This is a genomic window from Salegentibacter sp. Hel_I_6 (genome assembly GCF_000745315.1).
In the GTDB taxonomy this organism is placed as follows: domain Bacteria; phylum Bacteroidota; class Bacteroidia; order Flavobacteriales; family Flavobacteriaceae; genus Salegentibacter.
On the sequence record NZ_JQNQ01000001.1, the window covers coordinates 1,313,933 to 1,332,158 of the forward strand.

The 18,226-nt window shown below is 36.7% G+C and carries 15 protein-coding genes; 4 read left to right on the forward strand and 11 right to left on the reverse strand.

Translation table 11 applies throughout. From position 1 onward, the window contains the following. Positions 1–175 precede the first annotated feature (175 nt). Positions 176–772 carry a ribonuclease HII gene (locus tag FG27_RS05940; RefSeq protein WP_037316792.1) on the forward strand — a complete coding sequence of 199 codons (597 nt, stop codon included), beginning with the start codon at positions 176–178 and terminating at the stop codon, positions 770–772. 30 nt (positions 773–802) lie between these two features. Continuing rightward, positions 803–3,256 (forward strand): hypothetical protein, encoded by a 2,454-nt coding sequence (locus tag FG27_RS05945; protein WP_037316795.1) that lies wholly within the window; start codon positions 803–805, stop codon positions 3,254–3,256. On the opposite strand, the gene lipB is transcribed toward FG27_RS05945, so the two are convergent. Continuing rightward, positions 3,253–3,951 (reverse strand): lipoyl(octanoyl) transferase LipB, encoded by a 699-nt coding sequence (gene lipB / locus FG27_RS05950; protein WP_037316797.1) that lies wholly within the window; start codon positions 3,949–3,951, stop codon positions 3,253–3,255. The genes FG27_RS05945 and lipB overlap by 4 nt on opposite strands. Further along, the gene (locus FG27_RS18940) at positions 3,948–4,112 is read right to left on the reverse strand and encodes a YqaE/Pmp3 family membrane protein (RefSeq protein WP_075327910.1); all 165 of its coding nucleotides are present in this window, start codon (positions 4,110–4,112) and stop codon (positions 3,948–3,950) included. The genes lipB and FG27_RS18940 overlap by 4 nt, the downstream gene beginning before the upstream one ends. Positions 4,113–4,305: 193 nt before the next feature. On the opposite strand from FG27_RS18940, the gene lysS reads away from it, so the two are divergent. Both lysS and FG27_RS05960 read left to right on the forward strand, forming a co-directional pair. Then, complete coding sequence (gene lysS / locus FG27_RS05955) at positions 4,306–5,997, forward strand: lysine--tRNA ligase (protein WP_037316800.1); 1,692 nt, start codon at positions 4,306–4,308, stop codon at positions 5,995–5,997. A 189-nt stretch (positions 5,998–6,186) separates the two neighbouring features. Continuing rightward, positions 6,187–8,679 carry a zinc-dependent metalloprotease gene (locus FG27_RS05960; RefSeq protein ID WP_037316803.1) on the forward strand — a complete coding sequence of 831 codons (2,493 nt, stop codon included), beginning with the start codon at positions 6,187–6,189 and terminating at the stop codon, positions 8,677–8,679. Between the two features lie 283 nt (positions 8,680–8,962). Here the strand turns inward: FG27_RS05960 and FG27_RS05965 are convergent, their stop codons facing one another. From FG27_RS05965 to FG27_RS06005, 9 genes are all read right to left on the reverse strand, one after another. Then, positions 8,963–11,659, reverse strand: coding sequence for a heavy metal translocating P-type ATPase (locus FG27_RS05965; protein WP_037316806.1), 2,697 nt, complete (start codon positions 11,657–11,659; stop codon positions 8,963–8,965). Between the two features lie 156 nt (positions 11,660–11,815). After that, a complete protein-coding gene (locus tag FG27_RS05970) occupies positions 11,816–12,136 on the reverse strand; it encodes a four-helix bundle copper-binding protein (RefSeq protein ID WP_037316809.1) in 321 nt (106 codons plus the stop codon). A gap of 353 nt (positions 12,137–12,489) precedes the next feature. Then, entirely contained in the window at positions 12,490–13,056 is a 567-nt protein-coding gene (locus FG27_RS05975; RefSeq protein ID WP_231563289.1) for a helix-turn-helix transcriptional regulator, read from the reverse strand. Positions 13,057–13,143: 87 nt separating this feature from the next. After that, positions 13,144–13,710, reverse strand: a complete 567-nt coding sequence (locus tag FG27_RS18640) for a DUF3347 domain-containing protein (protein WP_051935772.1) — start codon at positions 13,708–13,710, stop codon at positions 13,144–13,146. Between the two features lie 43 nt (positions 13,711–13,753). Beyond that, positions 13,754–14,299: an ion channel gene (locus FG27_RS05985; protein ID WP_037316815.1), complete on the reverse strand. Its 546-nt coding sequence runs from the start codon at positions 14,297–14,299 to the stop codon at positions 13,754–13,756. A gap of 6 nt (positions 14,300–14,305) precedes the next feature. After that, positions 14,306–14,758, reverse strand: coding sequence for a DUF305 domain-containing protein (locus tag FG27_RS05990; RefSeq protein ID WP_037316818.1), 453 nt, complete (start codon positions 14,756–14,758; stop codon positions 14,306–14,308). A 27-nt stretch (positions 14,759–14,785) separates the two neighbouring features. Continuing rightward, positions 14,786–16,519: an efflux RND transporter periplasmic adaptor subunit gene (locus FG27_RS05995; RefSeq protein WP_051935773.1), complete on the reverse strand. Its 1,734-nt coding sequence runs from the start codon at positions 16,517–16,519 to the stop codon at positions 14,786–14,788. 32 nt (positions 16,520–16,551) lie between these two features. Continuing rightward, the gene (locus tag FG27_RS06000; RefSeq protein ID WP_197051666.1) at positions 16,552–16,908 is read right to left on the reverse strand and encodes a four helix bundle protein; all 357 of its coding nucleotides are present in this window, start codon (positions 16,906–16,908) and stop codon (positions 16,552–16,554) included. Between the two features lie 50 nt (positions 16,909–16,958). Then, the gene (locus FG27_RS06005; RefSeq protein WP_037316824.1) at positions 16,959–18,215 is read right to left on the reverse strand and encodes a TolC family protein; all 1,257 of its coding nucleotides are present in this window, start codon (positions 18,213–18,215) and stop codon (positions 16,959–16,961) included. Between the last annotated feature and the right edge of the window lie 11 nt (positions 18,216–18,226).

An 18,226-nucleotide genomic window follows, 5' to 3' on the forward strand; every position in this document is an offset into this window, starting at 1 on the left:
TAGAATTCGCAGTTCTTACTTCGAAAAACTTTATGAGGATTTTAATAAGAAAAAGGCAATAAAAGTATTTCTGAGATGTTTCATCGCTCATTTTTAAAGCCTCACTCTATAATACTTACGAGGAAAAAGCGAAAATAGTTTTGTTTAAACCCCAGAATCTTACAATTTTTGCATCATGTTAAAAATGTTTAACCTACCATGTGCAATTGCAGGCACCGATGAAGCTGGACGTGGTTGTCTTGCCGGACCGGTAACAGCGGCTGCTGTGATTTTACCAAAAAATTTTAAAAATCAATTGTTAAATGACTCTAAACAAACAAAGTTAAGCGATCGCAACAATCTTAAAAAAATTATAATGAAGGAAGCAATTGCCTACGGAGTCGCACACGTTTTTATGGAAGAAATTGACAAAATCAATATTCTAAATGCTTCAATTTTGGCTATGCACAGGGCAATAGACCAGTTAACATGCAAACCCGAACATATTATTGTAGATGGCAATAAATTTAAACCATATGGCAAAATTCCCTACGAATGTATTATAAAAGGAGATGGCAAATACCTAAGTATTGCTGCAGCTTCTATTTTAGCAAAAACCTTTAGAGATGAATATATGGAAAATATTCATCTGGAATTTCCGGTCTATAACTGGAAACAAAATAAAGGTTATCCAACAAAAGAACATCGCGCGGCCATTAGAGAATATGGAAGCACTCCTTATCATAGAAAAAGCTTTAAACTACTACCAGAGCAGTTGAAACTTTCCTTATAACACCTATATTTGTTGAAATTTTTAAGTTTTATGAAGAAAATTATCTTCTATACTTTATTATCACTCATACTTAGTTCCTGTCAAAACCAGGAAAAATCTATAGAAACTTTTAAATACATTCCTGAAGATGCCTCGGTTATTATTCAAACCGCTAATCTTAAAAATTTAAAACAGGAATTACGAGATTTTAGCTTCCTAAAAGAAAATAAGCTCAACGCTAAAGACCATATCTACAAGAAACTGGGTTTTCTAAAGTTCGCCGATTCTCTTACGGAAGCCCTTATAACGATTTCAGTATCTGAAAAGGATAATTTGATATATACTTTAATATTTGAGAATGAACCAGGTTTTCAATTAGACTCTATTCAAAATAAATCTGTTGAACAAATAGAAGTGGAAGGCCTAAACTACAGAAAAATGATTTTGGAAGAAAATGAGTTCTTTGTTTCAGAAGAGCATTCTCCATTTGTTATTTCTACTTCAGAGAATAAATTAAGACAAATCCTAAAAAAGGAAAACCTGCTTAGAGATGAAGGCTTCAATAGAATTTATAAAGCTATTTCCCCAAATAAAACTTCCATAATTTTAAACCACGCCAGGCTAAAAGATCTCGAGCAAAGCTTATTTCCAAATTTAAATCTTATAAATTTTAAAAATTATGCCGGTTGGAGTGCTATAGATCTGGACCTTTCTAAAAATGGAATTTCTTTTAACGGCCTAAGCATTCCTCAAAATGGCAAAAATATTCACCAATTATTTAAAAACGCTGGAGCAGTTTCTATAGAATTCGCCAGGATCACTCCTCAAAACGCTACTGGGTTTGTAGCCGCAGCTTATAAAAATCCGGAAATATTTCTTCAAAATTTAAAATCATTTAACCAGGATTCTTCGGAAATCGAGCAGAATAATCCTATTCTCCAAATCACAGAAGCCGGGATAATTTACGCTGAAAAAGATGAGCTATTCGCGATAAAAACCTTAATAAGTACTGAAGCGACCGATTTAATTTCAAATTACGCAGAGTTAGAAGAAAACTATCGTGACTTTCCTATTTATAAAGTAAATAACCCTAAATTTTTTAAAAATATTCTTAATCCTCTATTTTCTCCTTTAAATACGCAATTTGTTGTTGCTATCGACGAATATTTAATTTTCGCCAATAACATCCCACAATTAAGACAATTAATTGGGGACTATGTAAACCAAAATACTCTGGAAAATCATCCAGATTATAAGGAAAATCAGCAAAATCTTGCCGAGGAATCCTCTCTGCTCATAGTAGCAAGAACAGAGGCTTTAACAACTAATCTCGCAAATGCAGTTACAAATAGTTTGAATAGTGAGATGAGGAATTTAAATTTCGGAAATCATAAACTCGCTTTTTTACAATTGGTGGAAGAAGGAGATTTTGCCCATATACACGGTACCTTAGAGGCGCAAAACAACAAAAGTAATTCAAACACCAAAACAGAAGAAATCCTTTCGGTAAACCTGGAAACCGATTTACTAACCGAGCCCGTTCTTGTAAAAAATCATCTGAATAATCAAATGGATATCGCTGTTCAGGACATCAACAATACGCTCTACCTTATTTCTAACAAAGGCACTATTTTCTGGAAGAAAAAACTGGACGGCCCAATTTTAGGTGAAATTGAACAGGTAGATGTATTCAAAAATGGAAGATTTCAGCTCACTTTTGCAACCCCCTATTCTATTGAGGTTTTAGACCGAAATGGAAACGCAGTAAAACCATTTCCTTTAAAATTTAAAGATGAGATTACCCAACCACTATCGCTTTTTGATTATGATAGTAACCGAAAATATCGCTTTTTAATTACTCAAAATGACGAAGTGTTTATGTATGATAAAAACGGAAAAAGTGTCAAAGGATTCGATTTCAGAAAGACCGAATCTGAAATATTAAAAGCTCCAAAACATTTAAGAATTCAAAATAAAGATTATATCGTTTTTCCTGAAAAATCGGGCAAACTAAATATTTTAAGTCGGCAGGGAGAGCATCGTGTAAACGTAAAAGAAAGCATAGCTTTTTCAGAAAACGAATGGTATGAGTTTGAAAATGATTTCGTTTCTACTAATTCTGGAGGAAATCTTATAAAAGTGATGCAAAATGGTCAAATAAATGCAGAAAAAACCAATTTTAGCGAAAATCACAGAATTTCGGCCAGACCGAATTTGCTTGTTAGCTTATCAGAAAATATCCTGAAAATTAGAAATACCGAAGTGAATCTCGATTACGGACTTTACACTGAACCAAAGATATTTTACCTCAACGATAAATATTACATCAGCCTAACCGATCTTCAAACCCAGAAAGTTTATTTATTTGACAGTAATGGAGATTTACTTCATGGCTTTCCGGTTTATGGCACATCTGGTATAAATCTAAATAATGCTGATATAGACCAGCGCCTGGAATTTACGGTAAGGGGCGATGATAATGAAATCTTATTATATAAACTCTAGTCGAATTTAGCTTCAAACAATTCAGCAAAATGCTTCAAAACCTTCTCCTGAACTTCAGCCAGGGGAATTTCTTTTCTACCAAGTTCTACATTCAAAGAAGTAACCGCTTTGCCTTCAATTCCGCAGGGAATAATATGGTCAAAATAGCCTAAATCAGCATTTACGTTTAGTGCAAAACCGTGCATAGTGACCCAGCGACTGGCACGCACGCCCATAGCACAAATTTTTCTGGCAAAAGGAGTTCCCACATCAAGCCAAACGCCGGTTTCACCCTGGCTTCTCTCAGCTTTTAATCCATATTCAGCCAAGGTGAGAATAATGCATTCTTCAAGGAACCGCAAATACTTATGAATATCTGTGAAGAAATTATCCAGATCTAAAATTGGATAACCTACCAATTGTCCCGGGCCGTGATAAGTGATATCCCCGCCACGGTTAATTTTATAATATTTGGCCTGCCTTTTTTCAAGTTCGGCTTCAGAAATAAGCAAGTTTTTAATATCGCCGCTTTTACCCAAAGTATAAACATGAGGATGCTCTACCATTAAAAGGTAATTGGGCGTAATTTCATTTAAATTCTGTCTTCGGTTTTTTATCTTTAAATCTAAAATCTCCTTAAATAGACTTTCCTGGTAATCCCAGATTTCTTTATAATCCTTATACCCTAAATTCTGTAAATTTATATACTTGTTCATACGCCTTTTCTCGGATTATTCAGAATAATAAGTGCCGCTATCACTCCCGGAATCCAACCTAAAATAGTAAGGATTAATACAATTAAAATAGACCCACAACCCCTATCGTAAACCGCAAGGGGTGGAAATAAAACCGAAAGAATTACCCGCCAAACACTCATATAATCTAAAACTTTTATCAAATAGGTCGCAAAGATAAGATTATAAATACAGAAACTTATTTCATAAAGAACTGCATTTTTTATCGTAAAAATTTTATCAAAAATTCAGGTTTATATCGCATTGGTTGGTAGCCACATAGTCACTATATTTGCACTCGTTTTGCCAAAGCAAGTAATTAATTCAAATACGAGTATGCAATTATCTGAACAGGAAATAGTAAGAAGAGAAAAGCTTTCTGCATTGAGAAAAGCTGGTATTAACCCCTATCCGGCAGATTTATTCCCGGTAAAAGACACCAGCAAGGGAATAAAGGAGAATTTTGAAGATGGAAAAAAAGTGGTATTGGCAGGTAGATTAATGTCGCGCCGTATCCAGGGGAAAGCCTCTTTTGCCGAAATACAGGACTCCAAAGGTAAAATTCAGGTTTATTTTAATCGTGATGAAATTTGTACCGGGGAAGATAAAAGCAAGTATAACGATATATATAAAAAATTGCTGGATATAGGCGATTTTATAGGAATTGAAGGCGAACTTTTTAAAACTCAGGTTGGGGAAATGACCGTGATGGTGAAAGATTTCACTTTGCTAAGCAAATCTATTCGTCCTTTACCACTTCCAAAAACAGATAAAGACGGAAACACTTACGACGGATTTACAGATCCCGAGCACCGTTACCGCCAGCGTTATGCCGATTTGGCCGTGAATCCAAAGGTTAAAGAAATCTTTGTAAAGCGTACCAAATTGTTTAACGCGATGCGAAATTTCTTTAATGAAAGGGAATATTTCGAAGTTGAAACGCCAATTTTACAATCTATCCCCGGTGGTGCTGCTGCGAGACCGTTTGTCACTCATCACAATGCGTTAGATATTCCGCTATATTTAAGAATTGCCAATGAATTATATCTTAAAAGATTAATCGTTGGAGGATTTGACGGCGTTTATGAATTCTCGAAAAACTTCAGAAATGAAGGGATGGATAGAACCCACAATCCAGAATTTACGGCGATGGAAATCTATGTAGCCTACAAAGACTACAACTGGATGATGGAATTTACAGAAACCCTTCTGGAACATTGTGCAATTGCAGTAAATAATACTACGGAAACTGTTTTTGGCCAGCATAAAATAGATTTTAAAGCGCCCTACAAACGCGTTACCATGACTGATTCCATAAAAGAATTTACCGGATTTGATATTACCGGAAAATCTGAAGCGGAAATTAGAAAAGCAGCTGAAGATATGGGAATTGAAGTTGATGAAACTATGGGTAAAGGAAAACTCATCGATGAGATTTTTGGTGAAAAATGTGAAGGAAATTATATTCAACCGACCTTTATTACTGATTATCCGAAGGAAATGAGTCCGCTTTGTAAAGAGCACCGCGAAAACCCAGAGTTAACCGAGCGTTTTGAACTAATGGTTTGTGGAAAAGAAATCGCAAATGCATATTCTGAATTAAATGATCCTATAGACCAACGTGAGCGTTTTGAAGAACAATTAAAACTGGCCAAAAAAGGAGACGACGAAGCAACCGAATTTATAGATCAGGATTTCTTAAGAGCTTTAGAATACGGGATGCCTCCAACATCTGGATTAGGAATTGGGATGGATCGTTTAATTATGTTCTTAACCAATAACCAATCAATCCAGGAAGTTCTATTTTTCCCGCAAATGAAACCGGAAAGAAAAGCTGTTGAACTTAGCGAAGATGAAAAAGCGGTCTTTCAGCTATTAAAAAATGACGAAATTCAGGAGTTGGAAACTATAAAAACTAATTCTGGATTAAGTAATAAAAAGTGGGACAAAACCCTTAAATCACTTAGAAAACATAAAATGATCGATGTTTTTAAAGATGACGAAACCATGAAAATAAAGGCGGTTTAAAATATCCTGCTTAAAATAAAATAAGGAATTAAACGTTCGTTAAAATTTTAGAAATATTAACTTCGTTTTAAACCTTTTTAAGTCTATATAGTCAAAAGATCACCATAATGGTGGTCTTTTTTCATTTAAGCATTTCGCTTCAGAAAATCTATCACTTCAAATTAATCACACAAACCAAAATTAAACTTTATGACCAAACGATTTACGCATAAGCTGTTTTTAGTAGCCTTATCGGTATCGGTTTCTAGTTGTGCAGTTTTTCAGCCCAATAAATCTTCGGCTGATGACTCCAAAAAAGAAGCTTCAAAAAAGAATGGTGACCTGGAACCTTACGCCAAGGTAATTACAAAAGACGCTAAAAGCGACGAAGGTTTATTTACTGTACACCGAGTAGACGACAAATATTTTTACGAAATTCCAGATAGTCTTTTTAACCGTGAAATGCTTACGGTAACAAGAATTGCAAAAACAGCTACCGGAATTGGTTTTGGCGGCGGAAAGCAGAACACCCAGGTACACCGCTGGCAGAAAAAAGACGGCCACGTACTTTTAAGAGTTGTTTCTCACGAAATCTACGCAGCAGATTCACTTCCGGTTCATGAAGCAGTGGTAAACTCTAATTTTGAACCAGTTTTACAACGTTTCCCTGTGAAAACTGTAGGAAAAGATTCTGTAAATAAAACTACCGTTATCGAAGTTACAGATCTTTACACTAAAGATGTGCAAGCACTTGGACTAAGGGACCGCTCGAGAAAAGAATACAAAGTTTCCCGATTAGACGATAGTCGTTCTTACATAGATACTATTCGTAGTTATCCTGAAAATATTGAAGTTAGACACGTAAAAACCTATAGTGCAGGCGAACCACCTTCTAATGCCAGTACCGGTTCTATTTCATTAGAGTTTAGCAATTCTATGATCTTACTTCCTAAAGAACCAATGAAACGCCGTTATTTCGATCAGCGTGTTGGTTGGTTTGCTCGCGGCCAAACAGATTATGGGCTTGATGCCCAAAAAAGTAAAGAAGTAAAATATCTTGACCGATGGAGACTTGAAGTAAAAGAAGAAGACAGAGAGAAATTTGAAAATGGAGAATTGGTAGAACCAAAAGAACAAATTGTTTATTATGTAGACCGCGCTACTCCAAAACAGTGGATTCCCTACATAAAACAAGGGATTGAAGACTGGCAGGTTGCTTTTGAAGCTGCCGGATTCAAAAATGCAATTATTGCTAAAGATCCACCAAGTAAAGAAGAAGACCCAGATTGGAGTCCGGAAGACGCCCGTTACTCAGTAGTTCGTTACCTGGCTTCCCCAATTCCAAACGCAAACGGGCCTCACGTTAGTGATCCGCGTTCTGGAGAGATTTTAGAATCAGATATCAATTGGTATCATAACGTAATGACCCTGCTTAGAAACTGGTTCTTTGTACAAACTGCAGCTATAAACGAAGATGCACGTAGCGTTGAGTTTGAGGACGAAGTAATGGGACGATTAATTCGTTTCGTTTCCTCTCACGAGGTTGGGCACACTTTAGGTCTTCCGCATAATATGGGAAGTAGTGTTGCTTACGCCGTAGAAGATCTTCGTGATCCTGAATTTACTGCTGAATTTGGTACCGCACCTTCTATCATGGACTATGCGCGTTTTAATTATATCGCCCAGCCTGAAGATGGTGATGTTGCATTAATGCCAGATATTGGACCTTATGATAAATATGCTATTGAATGGGGTTATCGCCCAATTTTAGATAAAACAGCTGAAGAAGAAAAAGAAATTCTAGATGAATGGATTCTTGCAAAAGCAGGTGATCCTTTATATCGCTTCGGAAGTCAGCAAAGTGGCGGAGTTATAGACCCGAGTTCTCAAACTGAAGATCTTGGTGACGATGCAGTTTTGGCCAGTGAATACGGTATTAAAAACCTGAAGCGCATTATGCCGAAATTAATCGAGTGGACTGCTGAAGATGGTAAAAATTACGACGATCTTGACGATATGTACGGTCAGGTTCTAAGTCAGTTTAATAGATATATGGGCCATGTCACGGCCAATATTGGTGGTGTTTATGAGCATTATAAAACTTATGACCAAGAAGGTGCCGTTTACTCTCACGTAGATGCAGCTCATCAAAAGAAAGCGATGAACTTTTTACAAGAGCAACTTTTTGAAACTCCAGAATGGATGATAGACCAGGAAATCTTCAACAAAATTGAATTTGATGGGCAGGTAGAGCGCATTAGAAATATGCAGGAAAGAACCCTTAATAATCTATTAGACTTTGGTAGAATGGCCCGTTTAATGGAAAATGAAGAGATAAATGGTGATCAAGCTTATGGTTTACTGGATATGATGACCGATGTTAGAACCGGGATCTGGAGTGAACTTTCTTCAGGAAGCGCTACAGATCGCTATCGTAGAAACCTTCAACGTGCCTATATTGGTAGAATGGAGCATTTAATGACAGAGGAACAAAGTAGTATCCCCTCGCGTTACAGAAGCTACATTAGCAGAAGTAACATAGATGTTGCTCAAAGTGATATTCGCCCGGTGGTTAGAGGTGAGTTAAAAACGCTACAAAACCAAATTAGAAGAGCAGTTAACCGCACAAGTGATCAATTAACTAAATATCATCTTCAGGATGCTTTAGAAAGAATAGATTTAATTTTAAATCCTATCAAATAACCTCAACATTTTTTATTTGGAAAACCACCGTCCCTACACGGTGGTTTTTTTTATATTTTATATTAAACCTTTTTCATTTCTTGAAGTCTTATATTAAAAGCCCCACTAAATTGCTATGAAAAAGATTTTTTAGTAGGAGATTACTAAAGATCAAAGTGGATTTTTTTGACTAAATAGTTGAATTTGTTTGAGTGTTGAAATGATAGCAGCATCTGAAGAATCGAAAATCTAAATTTTATATCTGAGCCAAATAAAATTTATCTTCTTTGCTGCTTTCTTTTTATTACAATTTTGCAGCCTTCAACCTTAATGCATTTGCAATCACCGAAACCGAGCTAAAACTCATGGCTAAAGCTGCGATCATTGGAGAAAGTAAAAGTCCAAAAACAGGATATAGCACCCCGGCTGCTATAGGTACTCCAAGGGTATTATAGATCAAAGCAAAAAATAAATTCTGCTTAATATTCCGCATCACTTTTTTACTCAAAGTCTTTGCTTTTTTAACCGCCTTTAGATCCCCTTTCACTAAAGTGATTTCAGCACTTTCTATAGCTACATCTGTACCGGTTCCCATAGCAATTCCAATATTAGCCTGGGCCAGAGCAGGAGCATCGTTAATTCCGTCGCCTGCCATAGCTACTTTTCTTCCTTTTTCCTGAAGTTTTTTTACTTCATTTTGCTTATCCTCTGGAAGCATTCCAGCTTTAAAGCCGGTTAACCCGAGTTCTTCAGCCACAGATTTTGCAGTTTTCTCATTATCGCCGGTAAACATATAAACCTCCAGGCCATCATCCATAAGAGATTTCAAGGCTTCTCTACTGGTTTTCTTGATAGGATCTGTAATTGTGAAATAACCTACTAATTTATCATCTCGCGATATATAGGAAACGGTTTTACCTTTTTCCTGCTCTGCAGTTACTTTTTTATTTATTTCTGAAGGAATCTCAACTTTTTCAGCCTGCATTAGCTTTTCATTTCCAATAGCTATTTTCTGATTGTCTACCATTCCGGTCACCCCTTTTCCGGTAACGGAATTAAAATCTGAAGTTTTTGAAAATTCAAGTTGTTGATTCTTTGCAAAATCTACAGTTGCTTTAGCCAGAGGATGTTCACTCTGGGAATTTACCGCAGCAATAAGTTTTATAATTTCCTCCTTATTTTCTTCAGAAGAAACTACTTCTACTTTTTCTACTTTGGGTTTACCTTCAGTGATGGTTCCTGTTTTATCAATAATCAAGGTATCAATATCATCCATCTCTTCCAGGGCACGGGCATTTTTGATTAGAACTCCATTTTGGGCTCCTTTTCCTACGCCTACCATTACCGACATTGGCGTAGCCAGGCCAAGCGCACAGGGGCAGGCTATGATCAATACCGCAATAGCATTTACAAGAGCATAGACATAGGAAGGTTCAGGGCCATAAATCGCCCAAATCACAAATGTAATTATTGAAATTAGCACCACAATAGGCACAAAATAAGCTGAAATCCTATCGGCCAGTTTTTGAATTGGCGCCTGCGACCTGCTGGCATCATTTACCATTTTTATAATTTGAGAAAGGAGAGTTTCTTCTCCCACTTTTTCGGCTTTCATCGTAAAGCTTCTGTTGCCATTAATAGTTCCCGAACTCACCTTATCTCCCTCTACTTTATCTACCGGAATAGGTTCCCCGGTAATCATAGACTCATCTATGCTGGAATTCCCGTTTTCGATAGTTCCGTCTACCGGAATTTTATCGCCGGGTTTTACTCTTAGAGTATCGCCCTCTTGAATATCATCTATAGCAACTTCTTTTTCCTCCCCATCAACAACTTTAATCGCTTTATTTGGAGCGAGTTTTAGTAATTCTTTAATTGCAGAATTTGTCTTACTATGGGCCCGGGCTTCGAGAACCTGGCCGAGTAAAACTAGGGTTAGAATAACGGTTGCCGCTTCAAAATAAACGTGTACCGTACCACTTTCAGTTTTAAACTGTGGAGGGAAAAAGTCTGGAAATATTAACCCGAAAACACTAAAGATCCAGGCCACTCCTGCTCCAATCCCAATTAGCGTGAACATATTTAGATTCCAGGTCTTTACAGAACGCCAAGCACGTTCAAAAAACATCCAGGTAGCGTAAAAAACAACTGGCAGGGAAAGCCCAAATTGAATCCAATTCCAATATTGTTGATCTAAAATTTCATAAAGTGGATTGCCTGAAATCATTTCAGACATCGCGATAATAAAAATAGGTAGCGTAAACGCTACGGCTATTTTAAACTTCTTAAGCAGTTTTTTATAAGATTTACTTTCCGAAGATTCTTCGGGTTCTTTAGGTACCAGGTCCATTCCGCATTTGGGGCAGGAACCGGGACCATCCTGCTCCACTTCTGGATGCATTGGGCAGGTATAGGTAGTAGCTTGTGGTTTTAGGCTGGCTTCTTCTACCAGATCCATTCCGCAAACAGGACAATCACCGGGCTTATCGTAAGTTTTATCGCCTTCACAATGCATAGGGCAATAGAAAACGCCTGTGCCTTCACCTTTAGGTTTTTTCTTTTTTGGTTTTACTTCTTCTCCGGGTTCGTGAATTTGATAATGCCCACCATCATCCTGTAAAGCCTGCTGTAGTTTCTTTAAAGGAATATTCTCTTTCGAAAAAATCTTAGCTTCAGCCTTTTCAAGACCTACTTTTACTCTTTTTACTCCTTCAACTTTATTTAATGTGGCTTCAACATGATCGCTGCATCCTTTGCAGGTCATTCCACTTACCGAATAAGTTTGTGGAACCTCATCGGCTAAATAAATATCGTAATTGCTATCTTCAAGGGCAGCCTGGAACTTTTCAAGTTCAATATGCTTTTCCATCTCGATCTCAGCACTGGCTTTTTCGAGGTCTACTTTAGCATTGGTAACACCTTCCACGCTCTTTAAGGAATTTTCAACGTGGGCTCTGCATCCCATGCAGGTCATCCCGGAAATTTGATAGGTATGTTTCATAAATATGATTGAAGAAAAAAGACTGTTCGAATTTTTCCTGGTAGACGTCAAACTGAACTTGTTTCAGGTTCTAATTTCTTTCAACCTAGATGCTGAAACAAGTTCAGCATGACGTGATTAAAACTAATAATTCAAACAGCCTTAAAAAATTAAATTCTATGCTAAATAAGCCTCGCAAGCCTTCACGCATTCACGACAAGCTTTTGCGCATTCCTGGCAATGATCGTGCTCGTGTTGTCCACATTCATCTGCACAGGCATTACAAACTTCGATACAATATTTTACGAGTCCGTCTACATTTTTATAATCGGTAGCCAAAACCTGGTTAAGGGTGCTACAAACCTCTGCACAAACCTTATCGGTTCTAATGCAATCTTTCATCATTTTCACATTGTCTTCATCCAGACAGGCATCTGCACAATAATTACAATGGTTAATGCAATTTCCCAATGCTTTCAGCATTTTTTCATTTCTCATAATATTGGTTTTTATTGGTTTACAACGAAATTAACTACTAAAAACAGAAATGGGTTTTAAAATTATGGTAAGAAGTTTTAAGAAAATGGGAAAAGATGGTGATAATTAATTATGGTAAACTACTTCGGAGCAAGCTCACGAAACATTAGTATTGGAAAATACAATTTGATTTCGAGGCAAGCCTTGGAGCATTTAATCTCGATTATCGAGTAAAAGGCCACTAATTCGCGAATTAAATAGAAATCTCTGTCCAGAAATTGTTTATATCCCCGCCCGTGAAACAAGCTTTCTCATTAGGAATGAATCAAACTTAATTTCTAGAAAATATTCGTGTATTCGTGGCAAAAACCCTCTTAAAGTTTATCCAGCGACTTACGATCCTGATGTTGTGATTTAAATTGAGAAGGATTCATCCCTGTTTCTTTTTTAAAGAAAGTAGAAAGATAAGCGGCACTGCCAAAGCCCATTTTATCGGCAATTTCTGAAATATTCAACTCCCCGTATTCCAAAAGTTCTTTAATGCGTTCTGCTTTTATTTTATTCTGAAAACTTTGAATACTATGTCCTTCTGCTTTAGAGAAAATGTTGGTGAGATGACTGTAATCGTAATGCAATTCTTCACTTAAAACTTCAGAAAGTTTTTTGTTTCCTGCATCTTTATGTTCGTAAACCAATTCTATAATCAAGGATTTTATATCGGTTACAATTTTGTTATTTCTTTCAGCTACAATTTCAAAACCGTTCGCATTGAGTTCCTCTTCCAGACTTTGGAATTGAGCTTCAGAAAGTTCGTTTTCAAATTCAATCCTGCCCAAACTTATGTTTATATAATTAAGGTTTTGCTGTTGCAAAGTCTTCTCAACACTCATTAGGCAACGGTCACAAACCATATTCTTTATATGCAGAATGTTTTCTTTCAAAATAGGTATGATTTATAAGAAATAAGGTCGGTTAAAAATTCAGATTGGAGAATCAAAAATGTTTAACCGACCTTAAAAATGATTTAATTATTCAATGGTTGCTTCTACCCTACCGCATTTCAGCATTTTATTTCCGTAGTAAGGATTAAAAATATCTTTTGAATTTGAATACCAATAGTCTCCTTTTCCTTCAAAAGCCATTGGGCAATATTGCTTATAAATTGCTCCAGATTCCAAAGCATTCATTAACACAGGCTCCATTACTTCTGTAAGTTGAGAAAAAGCCTCACGTTGTTTATTCACATCGTCGCTTTCTGCAATGGTATTTGCTATAGCCGCTATACCTTCGTTCTCGCTGGCTTTTTCTGCGAGTTTTGCAGCTTTTTCACCGGCTGCTTCGGCATCTGTATTAACAAAGGCATCCTTGATCTCTACATACAAGGTATAGATTTCTGCGGTGTTTTCATCTTTAAATTCGGCTTGCATTTCTTCGCCCTTATAAGTTTCTGCTTTAGCCTGTTCATCTGGCTGGTGCATCTCATTCTGCATAGGCTCTGGCCCATCTTCTTTATTTTCTTCATTCTTACAGGAGAAAATCACTAAACTTCCAGCAATTAGGCTGAGCATTGTTAAGCTTCTAAGATTTCTTTTCATTGTTTTGATTTTTAATATATAGTTTAATTTGAGGCTCAAAAATTTAATCTTTAATGTTAATTCGGTTGATATTTGCGGTTCCAAAGACCAGCACGAAGAAATAGAGAATTGTTTCCAAAATCACTAAGAATTTAGCCGATAATGACACAGGCACAAAATCACCATAACCAACTGTAGAAAATGAGATAAGCGAATAATAGAAAAACTCAAAGAATAGAAATATTGAGGGTTCTGTAAACACTAAACTCGTTTTAAAATTTGCTGCTTCATTTAAATAAAGCGCATAATAATCTGACGCAAACGAAAGCACAATAAGGCTTATTATTAGCGTAAAAAGGCTTAAAACATGTTCTAAATAATGACTATCTCCTAGTATCTTGCTTAACTGGGTAAAAGTAATTCTTACTATTAAAAATGCCTTGGTAATCGCAATAGCAATGATAAGCCATTTCCAGGCTTCATTATCCAATGATTTTGGCAGAAATAATATATATAATAAAGCTAGAACTACTACTATTCCCAGGGTCCATCCTGCTTTAGAAAACAGTTGACCATAAAACTTCCTGTCAGCTTCTTTTTTATCATCCATACTTCCTTATTTCTGTTTTTCTAATCGTTCAATAAGCTCCTTCATTTGTGCGATTTCTTTTTTCTGAGCTTTTATAATTTCTTCGGCCAGTTTTTTGGTTTCCGGATCCTTTAAATCGGCTTGCTGGCTGGTCAAAATAGCAGATGAGTGATGCGGGATCATCCCTTTCATATATTGAATATCTGAAATCCCGGTTTGGTTTCTCATCATATAATAAGTGGATCCAAAAACCAACACCGAAATTACTAAAATAGCGATATTCACCGCCTTATTTTTATACATTCCCCACATATACAACAACATCACTATGGCCATTGGTGCGATCATTAAAATCGTCATATAAGTTCGCATTGTGCTCAACATAACGTGATCAAAAACATCGGCATTTAAGAACATTATGGCATACATTATTACAAATGACGTTGCCATCATTAATCCAAATTTCAAATATTTATTCATCTTTTTGGGTTTTTGGTTAGTATTAGATTATTCTTTAATCGTATCGGTAACTTCCCCACAGTTAAGCATAGCGCTGCCGTAATATGGATTTCTAATCTCTTCGGAAAAGCTCAACCAGTTGGCACCCTTATCATTATTCGCCATAGGGCAATGTTGAATATAAACGCGCTCATCAAAAGGTTTAAAACTCTTCGCCATTCTAATTATTACTGCTGAAAATTCATCAAACCCATCTCTAAATGCTGAAATATCTTCGGAAGCTTTTAAGTCAGATAAATGCATCTGAAGCTCTCTTTTATAATTTTTGAAAGCATCTGCGGCCGAATTTTCAAATTTAGAATTATCAATAGTTGCCAGGCTATTTTCAAGTGCTTCCAAAGTACCTGAAGCATTTTTAAAATCATCTTCAACCAGGGCATCTTTTAATTCAAAATACTTGTCAAAAACATTGTTTAGCGCCTGCTTTTCATCTTCTGAAACCTCTATTTCTGCTTCCTTAGAATTTTCAAAAGTTTCCGACGGACTCATCATACTTGGTTTTCCCGCGAGTTGCACTGCAGCATCTACGGTAAAAGCTCCGTTCACTACAATTTCATCAGCTTCATTTAAACCTTCTTCAACAATATAAGAATCGCCCAGGGAATTCCCCAAAACCACCTCTCGAATACTAAAACCAGAACGCTCATTCATAGTTTCCTTTATATAAACCAAAGATCTTTTTCCCGTCCATAAAATCGCCGATTTTGGAATTACAATTTCTTTATTTTGCGCATCAAGATTGCTTTCTATTATTCCCGTGGCAAACATTCCCGGTTTAATACGCCTGTCTTGATTATCAATTTCTACCCTGGCTGTAGCCACCCTGGTATTATTATTTAGTAAAGGATCTATAAAATCTACCTCTCCTTCAAAAGTTTGACCCGGGATAGATTTAATGCTATATTTCACTTTACTTCCTTCCTTTACAGCCCCCATCGTACTTTCGTAAAGATCAAAAAGTACCCAAAGTTTATCCAGGTTTGCTATTTCGTAAATTGGCATTCCCCGTTCTAAATAATCACCCTGCTCGGCCATTAATTCGGTTACCACACCACCAACATCTGCTGTTATAGGAAAGCGTTCTATTGCAGCATTATTATTCAAGATATTCTCAATCTGGCCGTCGCTAATTTTCCAGTTTCTAAGCTTTTGTTTTGCTGCTTCAAAAAGTTCCGGCTGACTTTCTTTTATGGCAGCTGCCTGCAATAATTCTTCCTGTGCAGTTACTAATGCTGGGGAATATATGCTGGCTAAAACCTGGCCTCTATTCACTTTTTCTCCTGTAAAATTAACGCGTAACTGCTCTATTCGCCCTGGAATATGTGTAGATTGGGTATAGGTGTTTCGTTCATCTACCTCAACTTTTCCGCTTAGCCTAATTTCTTTTGAAGCGCCACTCCTTCCCACCTGCATGGTTTGCACATTGGCCAGTTTCAAAGCATTGTCACTCATCACAAACTTGTCTGAATCCATTTCTCCCTCATCTTCTGAAACCGGAATAAGATCCATCCCACAAATTGGGCAATCCCCCGGTTCATTTTGTCGTACCGAAGGATGCATAGAACAGGTCCAGGAATGATTTTCTGATGATTTGATGTGCTTATGTGCCGATGCCTCAGGGCTACTTGATGGACTTAGTAGAAAACCCAAAAAGAATCCCAGTAGTAAAATCACAAATCCAATAAAGAATTTGTTATTGGGTATGTTTTTTAAACGTTCCATATTTTTATATATAAATTTATCAAGCGGTTAAATCAGTTATTCAAATTCAAACGCGTACTGTAAATAATTTTACTTAATAGTTTTTGTACCGATAAAAGCACTTGTTTTATTTCTTCTGAAGGCGATTCATAAGTTTTTGACTTTTCACAAAGCAATAACCAGTATTCAGTTTCTTCGGCTTCTTTATGTGCTATTTTTAATTTGTGAATAAAATCGCGTTTGCTCTCACAACTTTGCGCTTCCCTAACATTTGCCCCCACACTTGTGCCCGATTTCAGGAGCTGGCGGGCAATTATATATTTGCGCTTTTCTTCCAGATTTTCAGAAAATTCGATAGTTAGAAGTGCTAGCCTAAAACTCAATTCTAAAACTTCATTCTTTCCTTCCATAATCAAAATAGTTTATAAAATTTAAAAAAACATATCAGCACATCAGCAAATTAATTAATCGTTCCTTCATCAAATAAATAATCCATTTTTGCCTGTGCCGTAAATCCGGTTTTTAAAGCCTCAATTTGCTGGGTTTTTAGCATTAAAATATCCTGATTCATTTGAAGCACTTCTTCAAAATCGCCGTCATTATTACTAAAGGCAGAAATCAAAAGCTTATTGGCCTGTCCTGAACTTTCTATTTGTCGCTTGTAAAGTTTTAGTAATTTATCCGCTTTATTTAAGTTGTAAACAGTTTGCTCAAATTCACTTTGCAGTTGGTTTTTTCGAGCTTCTTTATTCTGAATCGCGGCTTCCTGCATTAATTCAGCTTCCTTTTCTGCTGCTTTATATTTTTTTCTGAAAATCGGTAAACTTACCGAAAGCATGGGCATAATCGCATCCTGCCCGTTTCGTGGAGGATTCGCATCAGTACGCTCTGAAATTACCGCGTAGTCCACACCAATCCCGATATTGGGCAAACCAGATTTTTGGGCGATTTCCAAATTGCTTTCATACGCCTGAAGCTCCAAATCGAATTTGGTAAGTTCCGGATGCATTTTAAAAGCTTCTTCAGAATTAATATTTTCCATTCGGTTTTCAGCATTAAATATCAGGGTATCCTGAATGGCAACTTCGGCTTCCATATTTCTATTCAGCAAAAGATTAAACTGTTTTTTAAAACTTTCCAGCCGTTCTTTTTCAAGCTCGATCTCGGTTATGGCTTCATCCTTTTTAATATCTACCCGAACCACATTCACCATTTTCGAGCTTCCACTTCTAAATTTACTCAGGGAAAGATCGCGGTAAGAATTTAAGATCTCCAGGTTTTCTTCTTTTAAAGCAATAGTTTTCTCAATAGCAAAAAGTTCAGCGTACGACTCTTTTATTTCAAAAAACAAATCGGCGCGCATCGCTAAATATTCCTGAAATCTGGCTTCTGCCAGTAAATCAGCTGATGCTCGTTTGGCTTTTAAAGTTCCGAACCAGGGAAACATCTGCATCAGGCTAAAACGTGCTTCCTGGGCTCCCAAACGAGTTTCTATCATTCTTCCGAACGCACTCATCGTAAGTGTAGGATCGGGAAGCGAAGCCACTTGAGGCGATTGCTGAAGCGCTGCCTCAAATTGCGTATAAGCCGATTCTAACTTTGGGTTATTTTCTGCTGCAATTTGGAGGTAATCGTCCAATTCCTGGGCAAGCCCCCCTGCCCCCCAAAGGGGGAGTAAAAGCAAGGTGAAAATTATATGTTTCGAGTTTATTTTCATTATTATATTTT

What these genes read in the sequence shown, in the direction of transcription:
- FG27_RS06005 (WP_037316824.1), bottom strand. Translation starts at nt 18,215, where the DNA reads ATGAAAATAAACTCGAAACATATAATTTTCACCTTGCTTTTACTCCCC.
- lipB (WP_037316797.1), bottom strand. Translation starts at nt 3,951, where the DNA reads ATGAACAAGTATATAAATTTACAGAATTTAGGGTATAAGGATTATAAA.
- FG27_RS06000 (WP_197051666.1), bottom strand. Translation starts at nt 16,908, where the DNA reads ATGGAAGGAAAGAATGAAGTTTTAGAATTGAGTTTTAGGCTAGCACTT.
- lysS (WP_037316800.1), top strand. Translation starts at nt 4,306, where the DNA reads ATGCAATTATCTGAACAGGAAATAGTAAGAAGAGAAAAGCTTTCTGCA.
- FG27_RS05990 (WP_037316818.1), bottom strand. Translation starts at nt 14,758, where the DNA reads ATGAATAAATATTTGAAATTTGGATTAATGATGGCAACGTCATTTGTA.
- FG27_RS05995 (WP_051935773.1), bottom strand. Translation starts at nt 16,519, where the DNA reads ATGGAACGTTTAAAAAACATACCCAATAACAAATTCTTTATTGGATTT.
- FG27_RS05970 (WP_037316809.1), bottom strand. Translation starts at nt 12,136, where the DNA reads ATGAGAAATGAAAAAATGCTGAAAGCATTGGGAAATTGCATTAACCAT.
- FG27_RS18640 (WP_051935772.1), bottom strand. Translation starts at nt 13,710, where the DNA reads ATGAAAAGAAATCTTAGAAGCTTAACAATGCTCAGCCTAATTGCTGGA.
- FG27_RS05985 (WP_037316815.1), bottom strand. Translation starts at nt 14,299, where the DNA reads ATGGATGATAAAAAAGAAGCTGACAGGAAGTTTTATGGTCAACTGTTT.
- FG27_RS05965 (WP_037316806.1), bottom strand. Translation starts at nt 11,659, where the DNA reads ATGAAACATACCTATCAAATTTCCGGGATGACCTGCATGGGATGCAGA.
- FG27_RS18940 (WP_075327910.1), bottom strand. Translation starts at nt 4,112, where the DNA reads ATGAGTGTTTGGCGGGTAATTCTTTCGGTTTTATTTCCACCCCTTGCG.
- FG27_RS05960 (WP_037316803.1), top strand. Translation starts at nt 6,187, where the DNA reads ATGACCAAACGATTTACGCATAAGCTGTTTTTAGTAGCCTTATCGGTA.
- FG27_RS05940 (WP_037316792.1), top strand. Translation starts at nt 176, where the DNA reads ATGTTAAAAATGTTTAACCTACCATGTGCAATTGCAGGCACCGATGAA.
- FG27_RS05945 (WP_037316795.1), top strand. Translation starts at nt 803, where the DNA reads ATGAAGAAAATTATCTTCTATACTTTATTATCACTCATACTTAGTTCC.